Annotated in this window: 11 protein-coding genes; 6 read left to right on the top strand and 5 right to left on the bottom strand. The window is 60.4% G+C overall.

Annotation, left to right across the window (positions count from 1 at the left end; all coding sequences use genetic code 11):
- The first annotated feature begins 49 nt into the window (after window positions 1-49).
- The 3 genes from IRZ31_RS04880 to pcaF all read left to right on the top strand — a co-directional run bounded on the left by IRZ31_RS04880 (window position 50) and on the right by pcaF (window position 3,111).
- Window positions 50-829, top strand: coding sequence for a CoA-transferase (locus IRZ31_RS04880; RefSeq protein ID WP_297150365.1), 780 nt, complete (start codon window positions 50-52; stop codon window positions 827-829).
- 140 nt (window positions 830-969) lie between these two features.
- Complete coding sequence (locus IRZ31_RS04875) at window positions 970-1,746, top strand: enoyl-CoA hydratase-related protein (RefSeq protein WP_297150362.1); 777 nt, start codon at window positions 970-972, stop codon at window positions 1,744-1,746.
- Window positions 1,747-1,914: 168 nt separating this feature from the next.
- Window positions 1,915-3,111: a 3-oxoadipyl-CoA thiolase gene (gene pcaF / locus IRZ31_RS04870; RefSeq protein WP_297150360.1), complete on the top strand. Its 1,197-nt coding sequence runs from the start codon at window positions 1,915-1,917 to the stop codon at window positions 3,109-3,111.
- A gap of 145 nt (window positions 3,112-3,256) precedes the next feature.
- Here pcaF and rplI read toward each other — a convergent pair whose 3' ends face one another.
- The 3 genes from rplI to IRZ31_RS04855 form a co-directional block, all read right to left on the bottom strand.
- The gene (gene rplI, locus IRZ31_RS04865) at window positions 3,257-3,763 is read right to left on the bottom strand and encodes a 50S ribosomal protein L9 (RefSeq protein ID WP_297150357.1); all 507 of its coding nucleotides are present in this window, start codon (window positions 3,761-3,763) and stop codon (window positions 3,257-3,259) included.
- Between the two features lie 394 nt (window positions 3,764-4,157).
- Window positions 4,158-5,327 (bottom strand): carboxylate-amine ligase, encoded by a 1,170-nt coding sequence (locus IRZ31_RS04860; RefSeq protein WP_297150353.1) that lies wholly within the window; start codon window positions 5,325-5,327, stop codon window positions 4,158-4,160.
- Between the two features lie 286 nt (window positions 5,328-5,613).
- Window positions 5,614-6,024, bottom strand: a complete 411-nt coding sequence (locus IRZ31_RS04855; protein ID WP_297150351.1) for a cytidine deaminase — start codon at window positions 6,022-6,024, stop codon at window positions 5,614-5,616.
- A gap of 390 nt (window positions 6,025-6,414) precedes the next feature.
- Between IRZ31_RS04855 and IRZ31_RS04850 the strand changes: the two genes are divergently transcribed.
- Together IRZ31_RS04850 and IRZ31_RS04845 are read left to right on the top strand one after the other, a co-directional pair.
- Window positions 6,415-7,113 carry a response regulator transcription factor gene (locus IRZ31_RS04850; protein WP_297150348.1) on the top strand — a complete coding sequence of 233 codons (699 nt, stop codon included), beginning with the start codon at window positions 6,415-6,417 and terminating at the stop codon, window positions 7,111-7,113.
- Between the two features lie 512 nt (window positions 7,114-7,625).
- Window positions 7,626-7,907, top strand: a complete 282-nt coding sequence (locus tag IRZ31_RS04845; RefSeq protein ID WP_297150345.1) for a helix-turn-helix domain-containing protein — start codon at window positions 7,626-7,628, stop codon at window positions 7,905-7,907.
- A 240-nt stretch (window positions 7,908-8,147) separates the two neighbouring features.
- Here the strand turns inward: IRZ31_RS04845 and IRZ31_RS04840 are convergent, their stop codons facing one another.
- Together IRZ31_RS04840 and IRZ31_RS04835 are read right to left on the bottom strand one after the other, a co-directional pair.
- Window positions 8,148-9,056, bottom strand: coding sequence for a hypothetical protein (locus tag IRZ31_RS04840; RefSeq protein WP_297150342.1), 909 nt, complete (start codon window positions 9,054-9,056; stop codon window positions 8,148-8,150).
- A gap of 433 nt (window positions 9,057-9,489) precedes the next feature.
- A complete protein-coding gene (locus IRZ31_RS04835; RefSeq protein WP_297150334.1) occupies window positions 9,490-10,644 on the bottom strand; it encodes a helix-turn-helix transcriptional regulator in 1,155 nt (384 codons plus the stop codon).
- Window positions 10,645-11,220: 576 nt separating this feature from the next.
- Here IRZ31_RS04835 and IRZ31_RS04830 point away from each other — a divergent pair.
- A complete protein-coding gene (locus IRZ31_RS04830) occupies window positions 11,221-12,165 on the top strand; it encodes a methyltransferase domain-containing protein (RefSeq protein ID WP_297150331.1) in 945 nt (314 codons plus the stop codon).
- The last annotated feature ends 528 nt before the right edge of the window (window positions 12,166-12,693 follow it).

The following is a 12,693-nucleotide window of genomic DNA, read 5'->3' as shown; positions in this document are numbered from 1 at the left end:
CAGCCTTCGCCAGAAGCGAGTGCACTATCAGGCAAGGAGGAATAGGGACATGGAGTATACCCCTCGTGAGCTGATGGTCGTTTGCGCTGCGCGCCAGATCCGCGATGGCGAGCGGGTTTTCGTTGGTATGCGCCTGCCACTGCTGGCCTTCGCCCTGGCCAAGCGCACTCACGCTCCCAACTGTGTCGGTATTTTCGAAACGGGTCTGATTCGCGATACGCCAGCCCGCGAGCTGCTCTACACTATGGGCGATGCACCCAATATCTGCGGAGCGCTCTGGGCCACCAGCACCATTAACGTTATCGGCCTGATGGCCGCGGGCGAAATCGAGCTTGGTTTCATCGGCGGCGCAGAAATTGATCGCTACGGGAACCTCAACACGTCGCTCATCGGCAACTGGCAGCAGCCACGCGTTCGGCTACCTGGCAGCGGCGGCGGCGCTGATATTGCCTCACTGGCCCAGCGTCTGGCGATCATCATGCCCCATGAACGGCACCGCTTGCGCGAGCGTGTCGACTTCGTGACCAGCCCGGGTTATGGCTACCCCGATGAGCAGGGGCCCGCCGGCGTGGCCTGGCGCCAGCGCGTGGGCCTACCGCGCGGCGGGCCAGCGGTGCTGATTACCACCCTGGCTGTCTTCACTTTTGATCCAACCACTGGCGAGGCCCTGCTGCAGTCCTACCATCCCGGCAGCAGCATCGAGCAGGTCCAGGAACAGACGGGCTGGCCGTTGCGCCTGGCTCCCGACTGTGCCGAAACAGTGCCACCAACGCCGGAAGAGCTGCGCGTGATCCGCGAGTGTGATCCGCATGGCGTCTGGACCAGCTGATTCTCCGGCTCGCTGCTACCCACTGACGAAGGGAGGGTCCTCTCACCCTCGCCAACCAGTGAGTGCAGTCAGGCCCTTGACTCGCCCGATACATGTCGCCTAAAACCACAGCAGCCCAGAGAAAGGCAACAAGGAGAAACATGGCAGAATATCAATACATTCTGGTTGAACGTGATGAGCGGGTGGGCATCGTCACCCTCAATCGGCCCACCAAGCTGAACGCCCTCAATACCCAGCTCGTCGCCGAGCTGAGCACAGCCCTGGAAGACCTCGATCGCGATGAGGCCATTCGCTGTATCGTCATCACTGGCGCCGGCGAGCGCGCCTTCGCCGCGGGGGCCGACATCGAAGAGATGGCAGATAAGTCGCCGATCGACATGCTTCTGGGGGGCTTCGAGGCCTGGGAGCGCATCCGGCGCATCAAAAAACCGCTTATCGCCGCCGTCAACGGCTATGCCCTTGGCGGAGGCTGCGAGCTGGCTCTGCACTGTGACATCATTGTGGCCTCTGAGAACGCCCGGTTCGGTCAGCCAGAGATTCTTCTGGGCATCATCCCAGGTGCCGGCGGTACCCAGCGCCTGGCACGCACCCTTGGCAAATATCGCACAATGGAAATGGTGCTCCTGGGCAACCAGGTCAGCGCACGCGAGCTGGCCGAGCTGGGCCTGGTCAACCGTGTAGTGCCCCAGGGCGAGCACCTCAACGAGGCCCTTAAGATCGCCAAAGAGCTGGCCGAGCGCCCCCCCATTGCCGTCCGCCTGGCCAAGGAAGCCGTGCTGGCCGCCTTTGAAACCTCGCTGGAAGAGGGCCTGGAGGCTGAGCGCAAAAACTTCTTCCTGCTCTTCGCCAGCGAAGATAAGCGCGAAGGGATGCGCGCATTCCTCGAAAAGCGCCGCGCTCAATTCCAGGGACGCTGAGCGGGCCAAACCGGTCTGGTCTGGTGAGCTGAGCGGACAGGCAGGCCATGCCCCAGGCACCTGCACGAGCCAGCACCAGGCCAGACCTCATCAGAAGACTACCTGAGAGACCGGGTTGTCTCAACAATCAATGGAGAGTCAGCAGCAACCCGAGAGGAGGCCGCAACTATGGAAGAAGCGGTAATCGTCTCCGCAGTGCGCACACCTATCGGGCGCTACGCCGGAGCGCTCAAAGATGTGCGTCCCGATGACCTGGCGGCACTGGTGATCGCCGAAGCCGTTCGCCGCGCCGGTATCGAACCTGGCAGCGTCGAAGACGTTATTCTGGGCTGTGCAAACCAGGCGGGCGAAGACAATCGCAACGTGGCGCGCATGGCTCTGCTCCTGGCTGGCCTGCCAATTCATGTGGCCGGCCAGACCGTCAATCGGCTCTGCGGCTCCGGCCTGCAGGCCATTAACAGCGCCGCTCAAGCAATCCAGGTCGGCGCCGGTGACACTTTTGTCGCCGGCGGAGTTGAGAGCATGACCCGCGCTCCCTTCGTCCTGGGCAAGGCCGAGAGCGCCTTCAGCCGCAGCGCTACGCTCTACGACACGACCCTGGGCTGGCGCTTCATCAATCCTAAGCTCGCCGCGATGCACTACCCTTATAGCATGGGCGAGACGGCGGAGAACGTCGCCGAGCGCTACGGCATCAGCCGCGAGGAACAGGACCGCTACGCCCTGCGCAGTCATCAGCGCGCCGTAGCCGCCCAGCAAGATGGGCGTTTCTCTGAGGAGATCATCCCGGTACCGATACCCCAGAAAAAAGGCGAGCCAGGGCTGGTGAGCAAAGACGAGCATCCACGTCCCGATACGTCGCTGGAAAAGCTGGCTGCCCTTAAGCCGGCATTTCGTGAGGGAGGTACTGTCACCGCCGGCAACTCGGCAGGCATTAACGACGGGGCGGCAGCCCTGGTCATGATGAGCGAGAGCCGGGCACGCGCACTGGGACTGCGCCCACGAGCGCGCATCGTCGCCAGCGCGGTCGCCGGCGTTGATCCGGCCTATATGGGCCTGGGGCCAATTCCAGCGACACGTAAGGCTCTGCAGCGCGCCGGGTTGAGCATCCACGACCTCGACCTGATCGAGCTGAACGAGGCTTTCGCCGCTCAGGTGCTGCAGTGCGTACGCGAGCTGGAAATCGATGAAGAGAAGCTCAATGTGAATGGTGGCGCCATTGCCCTGGGTCATCCCCTGGGCTGCAGCGGTGCACGCATCATGGTCACACTGCTGCACGAGTTAGAACGGCGAGGCGGGCGCTACGGACTGGCCACTATGTGCATCGGCGTTGGTCAGGGAATCGCCACCATCATCGAGCGCCTCTAAGCCGGCTTCACATCAGCGTTCACAAGCAAAAGGAACCGCCGGAGCAGGGAAAGCGAAAAGAGAGGAATCAGGGAGGAGACAATTCTCAATAGAGAAGAATGGAACAGGGAGGAGGGCGCCCAGAGCAGGCCGGGCTGGGCGCCCTTTACTCTTCCTGCGCCGCCTCTGCTTGCCCGGCTTCTGCAGCCCCCTCGGCCTCAGCAGCCTCCTGATCGATCACTCGCACGGTAAGGCGCGGGACGAGATTGCGGGCCACTCTCACCGGAACCTCGAAGGTGCCGGTCGATCGAATCGGGCTGGGCAGATCAATGAGGCGGCGATCAATGGTCAGGCCCTCGGCCTGGCGCAGACCGTCGGCGATATCCTGACTTGTCACCGAGCCATAGAGCCGCCCGTTGCGTCCCACACGCGCCTTGAAGGTCAGGGTGACCTGGCTCAGACGCTCGGCAAGCTGACGGTTGAGCTGCTCTTGCTTCTCCAGCTGGCGCCGCTCTGCAGCCACACGCTGCTCGCGATTGGCCAGCAAGGCCGGCGTGGCACCGGCAGCCAGCTTGCGCGGCAGCAAATAGTTACGCGCATAGCCATTGGCGACCTCTTTCACATCGCCGGCTTTGCCCAGCCCCGCTACATCCTGAAGGAGAATGACTTTCATCGCTCTTACTCAAAACTCCTGGAACAGGGAGAAGAGTAGCGCTCTCCCCTGCCTGTAGGACAGCGAGTGAGCGCCTTACCTTCTCCGCAGTGTTGGCTAGTGGTCTGTTCCCGAGAAGTATACACCTTCTCGCGGGGAAGCGCAAGCCGCACTGCGCAGAAAGGCGCTCACGTGGCAGGCCAGGGGGAGAGCGCTCGGAGGCGGTCGCGGTCGAGGGAGCGAGCTGGACAACAGTACCGCCCCCGCCGAGACAACGCATTCCCCACAGGGGAGAGACGTTGATTCGCCGTCTCCGCCCAAGAGCGTCGTCATCAACAGGCAAAATCATAGGGAACATATGAGTCGGCAGTACAGGTGAAGCACCAGGCAGCCAGGGCAGGCCAGCGGCAGGACCTCACTCAGATCGGGTTGTCAGGGACTGTCGATCGGACATAGAGTCGAGAGGAACCCCTTCAAGCGTCGTCTCGATCAGATAGCGGACGACAGCCAGGAAACTGTGGGTCTCGTTCCAGATAGCGATTTGGCGATCTGCGCCAGTACCGCGAGGATCATCGAGCAGGAAGCGCAAGTAGTTGATCTCGCGGCGCGTGCCCAAATCATCGAGGACATCATCGACGAAGTCGAGCAGCTCATGGATGGCGTCGCGCATGGGTAGCGTGCGATGGTTTACGAAATCGATGATCTGAGCATCGAGACCATAGCGCATGGCACGCCACTTGTTCTCTTCCAGGTAATCGCGCGGCATCACATGAATCCCCATCCCGTGCTTGTAGAGCCAGGTCAGCTTCGCCACGAGAGCTTGACAGAGCGCTGCCAGCGCCAGCGTATCTTCGATGGTCGCCGGCATATCGAAAACGCGAAACTCCAGCGTCTTAAAGAACGGATGGGGGCGTAGATCCCACCAAATCTTTTTGGCATTATCGATGCAGCCGTTTTCAATGAGCGCCTGCACATAGTGATCAAAATCGCCCCAGCTTGGGAAGACCTCCGGCATGCCACTACGTGGGAAACGCTTCCAGACAACAGCCCGATACGACTTCAAGCCGGTGAAGCGGTTGCCCCAGAAAGGCGAATTGGCCGACAGCGCCAGCAGATGAGGAAGCCAGGTGCGGATCTGGTTCATCAGGGCAATGGCGATGTCGTTGTTCTCGACGCCGATATGGACATGTAGGCCAAAAATGAGAATCGAGCGACCTACGTCCTGAAATTCCTCTTCAAGCTCGATATAGCGAGGATGGTTAGACCGCTGCTGCTCCTGCCACAAACCGCCCGGATGCGTGCCAGCGCTTACCAGCGCCAGACCCTCCTGGGTCACCAGCCGCGCCAATCGGGCACGCAGCTGCTGCGTCTCCAGGCGCGCCGCGGTGATATTGGGATAGACAGGGCTGATCAGCTCAATCGTGGACTGCAACATCTCGGGCTTGATCTGCTCACCGAATTGAGAGGCTCCTTTCTCCAGTATGGTGTGGACGCCGGGCACAAGGCAGCCTGTCTGTGGGTCAACAAGCTGGAACTCTTCTTCAATTCCGATGGAAGGAGTAGGCAGCTGGAATGTTCGGAACATATGTCCTCCTCAGCGCTGAAGGAACAAGCAACCGGCTGGCAAGGTACACTTCCTAACTGGGGCCGGCATGGCCAGCAATCAGCCATGCTGGAACACGCTGCTTATATTGTACCATAAATCGATCATTTTCACCAGATATCGTATTGATGGAGATAAAAGCAGGTGCAGAAGAAAGAAGAGGGTCAGCCAACATCTTGGCCCCGGCAGCCGGGCAGATCAGACCTGGAGCGGGCCCGCGCCAGTCCGGCCCGCTCCAATCGTGGGCCAGCCTGCCTCGACCAGACGGCTAAAGAGCGAAAGCGTAGGGCAACAGGTCCTTGACCGTCAAGCTTTCCTCCAGACCGTCGATATAGATGATAGCCTGGGGCGCCAGATCGGCCAGCCATTGGCGACAGGCTCCGCACGGAGTCCGCGCCGAGGCGGGAGCGGTGGGCGGTGCATCGATACAGGCTACAGCCACATGGGTAATCCGGCGCGCGCCAGCGCTCACGGCGGCAGCGAGGGCCGCACGCTCCGCGCATAGCGTCAGGCCATAGCTGGAGATCTCAACATTGACTCCGCGATAGAGCTGGCCATCAGCGACTACCACCGCTCCAACACGGAAATGGGAATAGGGCGCGTGGGCCTGCAGAGCCGCCGCCCGCGCCAGCGTCAGCAACTCCTCGCGCTCTGGCACCGCGGATTGAGCACTCGTCATGCTGCTTATGCTCCTTCATCTTGCAATCTGCTAGTGGCTCTTCCCCAGTGGAGAAGGAAGCCATCCAGCGACCTCGCTTCACCTCACCTCGCCCTGCCTTTTCCCGATACCTATCTGCCTGGCCGGCGCAGTGCGGGAGCACTGGCACAAGGAGAGGCAGCAGAGGATCGCCTCCCGGCGCCGGCGCCAGGAGTCCAGGATTGACACGACGAGGTAGCCAATTAGGTGACTGGTCGTAGCCCAGATTGTATCATGCTGTTACTCACCTGAGCACGACCCGTTACTAGCAGTGAAAGCTCGACCGGTTGGCTACAGCCACGAACACACGCCGATCCGTCCCCACCGGGGGAGAAGAGCAGCTACAGGCTTGCAAATCAGGAGGAAAGACACGTGAAGATCCTGGTAGCGGATGACGACCGCGATATGGTGGACATCCTGAGCTACTGGCTCAAAGGGCATGGCTACGAGGTAGTGCGCGCCTTCGATGGCGAGCAGGCGATCAAGCGCTGGCGCGAGACACTGCCCGACCTGGTGATCCTGGATGTTGAGATGCCCAAGATCGACGGTTTCGAGGTCTGCCGCCAGATGCGCAATGAGACCAATTCGATGGTGCTGATTCTGACAGCCCACGATCAGGAGGAGGATGAGATCCGCGGGCTGGAGTTGGGGGCCGACGACTATCTGCGTAAACCCTTTAGCCCGCGTCAGTTGCTGGCGCGGATTAAGGCGATTCTCCGCCGGTCCTCAAATGTGCGTGGCTCCGCCAGCTCGTCAACGATCACCGTGGGACCTTTCTCGCTGGATGCCATGCGCCACGAGGTGGTACGCGATGGGGTGAAGATCCGCTTGACTCCCACGGAGAGCCGCCTGCTGCATCTGCTGATGACCCATACCGGCCAGGTCCTGACAACCGATATGATTATCGAACGCGTTTGGGGCTACGATGAGGCCGGCGATTCGGGCCTGGTGAAGACACATATCCGCCACTTGCGCCAGAAGATCGAGCCGAATGCCAACCAGCCACGCTATATTACAACTGTGCCCGGCGTTGGCTACACCTTCACCGCTCCAACACCCGTCGAGTCTTGATGGCCTTGAAGGGAGGAAGCTTCACTTGCCTGAAGCAGCGCCACCTAATGGCCCGGCCCGCCTGTGGTTCAGCCTCGCTGCCCTGCCGGTACGGCCTCGCTCCTCGCTTGGCCGTTCATCTCTTTTCTCAGCCGCTCGCTCGCTTGCCCGGCTGGCAGCCGCGCAGGCTACGCTGGCTCAGGCCCTCACCTACCTGGCTCGCCCCCAGGAGGACGGTTACGCCTCAGCAGCATGGCGCTGCACCACGCGGGTCGCCTCTCTTCCCCTCTCTCTTTCCCCTAAGCGCCCCGCCCGGCCTCGCCAACCTGCCGCTCTTCTGCATCGATGGTTATGAATGCAGAACGATCGAGGCCAAAACTTAACCCGATGTTAACCGGATCTCCATAAAAAAGTGTATCAAGGTAGGTTAGGATAGCCAGTGTTGAGGCAATATATCTACATATAGCTCTCAGTATCCGAGAAATGCTCTTTATGAGCGGTGAACTCATCAATCGGTCGTAAGGAGAGAATCGATGGCAATGCCAGTTATGCAAGATGATGATGTGCTGTTGACCTTCAAAGAAGCCATGAATTATCTGCGCGTCAGCCGCTCGACGCTCTACCGCCTGATGTGGTCTGGCCAGCTCACCGGGCATAAAGTTGGCAGCACCTGGCGCTTCTACCGCGGCGATCTACGCGCCTGCGTGGGACGCGAGACACCGACGCCGGTGGCCAAGCTGCAGGCCAAGCTGCAGTCGCGCCTCTCCGCGCAGAACAACCAGAATCAGAGCGCCACTACGGCGCATAACAGCTAGCCTTCTAGAGGGCCAGGGCGAGGAGTTGTAGCTTTACTTACTGGTTTGTGCCCTCCACAGCGAACCGGACGCAGCTAGTCCTGAACGTCCGGTTCGCTTTTTGCTATTGCGATCATCCCCTCTTGTCACTCGCTCTACTCCGACCAGCGACGGCGATCGCCAGCGCCAGCAGCCGTTGTCGCAAGCAAGAGCCAGGATGGAGAAGCTAGCTGGGTCCGGGCAGACCTGGTCCAGGCCTGGTCAGAGGCGATCAAAGTCGATGATTTTCCAGCCGCTGCCGACCTGACGCACGGTGAGCAGGACCGTGTAGGACAAGTGGGTGCGCGTCACATCGACCTCCACGGTATAGTTTGGCCCGTCCTCCAGGCTCAGGTTCGGCAACGAACGGATGCGATAGCTCAGGACCGGCCCGTAGCGAGTATCAAAGTCATGCGCTTCTTGGACAAACTCCTGCTGGGTGAGCTGGGCATGGAAGCCTTCGGGCTGTAGGTCCCGAAAAGCATGAACGTAGTCCTGAAGCTGGATATCATCATAGTAGTCGTTCACGAGCGCCGTCAGGCCATCGTACTGCTGCTGGAGCTGCTTGAAAGGACCGGCGAAGGTCCAGATAGCGACGCCGATGCAGGCGAAAAAGGCCAGGGCCAGAATCCCGAGCGAGATCCAGATGACGCGCCGCGAGCGTCTTCTAGCGGCGGCAACGGGGGCCGCGCTCTGTGGCCAACCTGGATCAGGCGATGGAGAGGGCAGAGGCGGGGCAGAGGGAAGCGTCTCCCGGCGATGAGGGGCCTCCGCAGCAGTGAGCGGAGGCAAGGACGAGGGCGAAGTGGGAGCCGCTGGCCGATCGCCAACAGCAGCCGATCTGGCCTGCTCTCCACGCGGAGCGGCAGCGCCAGGCAGCACTTGAGCGCTGCGTCTTTCTACCTCGGGGGCGAGACGCTCATAAAACGCTGGCGGTGGCGGATAGACGAAATCGCTCACTGGCTCGGCGGTCGCAGCAGACGATGGCTGTTCTACCGCCTGCTCCTGCGCCTGACGCGCAGGCTCCACTGAAGCATTGGCAGAAGGGGGATCAGCAGCGACGATCGGCTCTGGCTCGCGCTTGCTCTGGCCGCTGCCCTGCGAGGCACCTGCCGGCTCTGGAGACTGCATGAGCTTGCTCCTCAAAGAGAGTCAATCGTGAGAATAGACCTACTCACTTGTACTAAAAAGCTAGCAGATCATGCCCCCCCTGTCAAGGAAAATGCTGAGCATGGGCCTGGAACTGGAACAAGCGGCTCTCGAACGGCTAGCTTGCGCAGCACTGCCTGGCCCCCTACTGTGATCATAGATTCAGTTGCCCAGGCCCTCCAGGTAGTCGCTGGCCCGAGAGAGTGCTGCCTCTTCCTCCTTCTACCTGCCAGCGGAAGATAATCGCTATCTGTGGCCCCGCTGTCTCTGCTCTCCTCCAGGCTCTTGCCTCGCCCGCAGCGCCCCCAGATCAGCCGATCAGGCGCCAGAGCGAGAACAAGGGCAAGGTTGGCGGCTGGACGAGAGGAGAGGAGAGGAGAGGAGCGCCCTCGCGGCGCATGCTCTCCTCGTCGACTCAGGGCCGCTCCGTCGAGAGCGCAAAATGCGTGGGCGCCACCTGCTCAAATTCCTCTTCTATCTCCATGCGTACGCGCTTCTCAGCCTCTGGACGGGAGAGCTGGAACCGGCGCGCACAGGCGATGACGCGATTGACAAAGGTTCGGCTAATCTCCTCACGCTGCCAGCGAATATCGGGCATCGGACGCAGGTGGATCAGCGAGGGGTCATAGAAAGCCGACTCAGGTAGGGCCAGAGCCACCAGTAGAGCATACTCATTCACAGCCTGGCAAACCGGGGGCGAGAAGAAATCAGCCTGGGTACTGGAGACAATCAGTACGCCGGCACAGCGCCCCGCAAACAGGACCGGACAAGCACAGGCACTGCGTTCGAACTCTTCGGCCACAAACTGATGGCGCTGCTCGCGGTCCAGCTCGCTCCAGGTCTGGAGCCGCTGGAGCATGGCCGCAGTCCCGGCCAGGGTTGTGCTACCAAGAAAGGCCCGGCTCTCTTGTGTCTCCGACCAGGGGCTGGTCGCCCGGACCTCGGCCTCATAGAGGGAGTGGATGCCATCAGGACGCGGCGGCATGAGTTCCGCATAGGTCAAGGCCAGGCCACGCTGCTCGGGATCAAGATGCTTGATCGCTGCCTCGAAAATAAGCTGGATCATCTGCCAACGCCGACTGTCGTCCTGGACAATCGTCGCGCGCAGCTCTAATACCTGACGATACAGATCACGGGAAACCGGGGGGATCTCTCCCGCCGGCGGCAGATCGAGCACATTTGGGAAACTTTGCTCGATGGCCTCCTGCAGCTCGCGACGATGCTCCGGCATCACCTCCAGGATCTGCCTCAGCGAGGAGGGCCGCGGCTCAGATTGGCCATTCATCCAGCGATAGACGGTGTTTTCGGAGACGCCGAGAGAGCTGGCGAACTGCGCGATGCGCGCGCGATCACGCTTGAGAATACGCTGCAGGGTCAGGCTGAAGGGAGTCAGACTTGTAGCAGCCGGAACAGGAGATTCGGCAGAGCGGGCCCCGCTCCGGCCCCGACTGCGTTTGGCTACACCAGCATTAGCATGACGACTGCGGGTACGCGCCGGCGGACGCGCTTCTGGCCCGGCTGCCCGCTGCCTACGACGCGGCGGGCGCGAAGGGTCGTGTCCTTGCTTCATGTCAGTCAGTGCTCCTTCCTTACCAGACGGGTGCGCTAGCTAGCCGCTAGACCAGCAGAGGCGCCGGCTACGGCTACGGGCGAACGGTGCAAACGTGCATGCGTGCGTACGTGCGTTGAGAGGCGGCGTCGAAGACGTGCCAGCGTCGAAAATGTGCCAGTAGATGCTCTCTTCTTGCCTGATATGGCTGCTGGGAAAGGATTTGCCTGAGCCGATTATATCACGTCGATGGAGTGGATTACCAGAGCGTTTTCTTACATGAATGCATTTTCATGTTCCCTTCCATTTATTACAACATTTTAATATCGAGACAGGCAGGCTCGGCCCAGATAGGAAGCGGTGTAAAGGGGCTTCTCAGCGTATAGCGTGCAGTGTTTGTGCATCGTGCTCATTTGCCAGATTGCATGATAGGCTGCGATGAAGCTTTCGAAGGCTGGCTGGATCATGAACAAAGTATTACAAAATTCCTACAAATGTACACACACTATTGTCTTCTCAGTGGCCTGCATGTTATACTCTCCTCACCATTGAAGAAACCTTTGTTTGCGCCACGTGCGCGAAGGCGAGGATTGTACTATGGCAGCGAATAATCCGGTCTTTGGTAACGAGTGCGGGCTTCCTCTAAATGCGGTCGCCTGGCTGGAAATGCACCACCGCTGCAAGGCAGCAGAGCGCGAACAGATGGTGCGCGACCTCCAGCTCAAGGCGGGAAGCCTGGTGGTTGACGCCGGCTGTGGCCCCGGCCTCTGGATTCCTTTACTCGCCCAGGCCATCGGCCCCCAAGGACGCATTATCGGCGTGGATATCTCGGTTGAAGCCCTGGTAACCGCCCGGCGACGCAGCGCGGGCACCTGGTACGCCCCCCAGGTCGAGTATAAGCTAGCTCCGTTAGAGCAGCTGCCTCTCGCGCATGGTACCGTTGACGCCATCTTCAGCGCCAATGTTAGCCAGTATTTGCCTGAGCCTGTCAAAACTTTCAAGACGCTCGGTCAGTACCTCGCGCCCGGAGGCCGCCTGATCGTGAAGGACATCGACTTCGGAACCCTGCGCTTCCATACGATTGATCCCGGCCTCCAGGCCCGCGTCTTCCAGGCCCGTGAGCGCTGGGAGCGCATCCGCGTCGAACATGGCTATCCCTTCGAAGATAGTTGGGTCGGCTCAAAATTGGCCGGCTACCTCCGCGAGGCTGGCTACGAGGAGATCGAAGAGAAAACCTATCTGATCCAGCGCCGCTATCCACTCTCACCGGACTACCGCACCTACTTGCAGGGCATCGCTGAATGGTTCGTCTGCGAAGGTGCTCCGGGCCTCAATTCGGAAGATCTGACCACCTGGCTCCAATGCTTCTTTGATGAAGAATACAATGTCTTCGATCAGGAAACGTTCCTCTATGAAGAAACCGAGTATGTGGTAAGCGGTGTCTGGCCCGGTCGGCATGCCTCTCACGAAGCAGAGGCCCAGGTCGCTGTACTCAACGAGTCAGAGCGATGTCTGCTTTCTCTGGAGGAGGTGCTGTCTTAATTCAACTCCACTGGTTGGTTGGCCAGCGTACTCGTTCGCCAGCCGGTCCGTCCAGTCCGGCCAGCTCTGTGCTTGAGCAATGCGGCGCATGAAGGCATCAATGAATAGCTGAATGTATGTATGGGTGAGCAAGCCTGTTAGGACGCTGCCTTGATGAAGGATTTTCCGACCTTATCCTTCATCATCTTCTCATAAGAAAAAGTGACCTCGCCGACTCCCTCGCTCGCTCACCTTTGGCCACCAGCGTCCCGCTTGCCGGAGGCTGGTCCGCAGGCAGGGTAGAAGAAAGGGAAGAATCTAGAAAGGAAGCTTCTGACAGGCTCAGGCAGCGATCGCTCTATCGAGGGGAATAGATCAGCCGACAACATTCGTTGGGGGAGAAGGACCAGACATCACTTTCTCTGTCCGCCCCTCGTGGCGATGTACCGTTTCCGATCCGCGTTGCTCTCCCACAGCAGGCAGGGATGGCTCCTTTCCATCCCTGCCTCCCCCGTTCCCCCCGGCCGCTTCTTACCCGCCGCCTCTCAT

This window comes from Thermogemmatispora sp. (assembly GCF_019683635.1).
Lineage (GTDB): Bacteria > Chloroflexota > Ktedonobacteria > Ktedonobacterales > Ktedonobacteraceae > Thermogemmatispora.
This window is presented reverse-complemented; position numbering and strand designations above follow the sequence as displayed.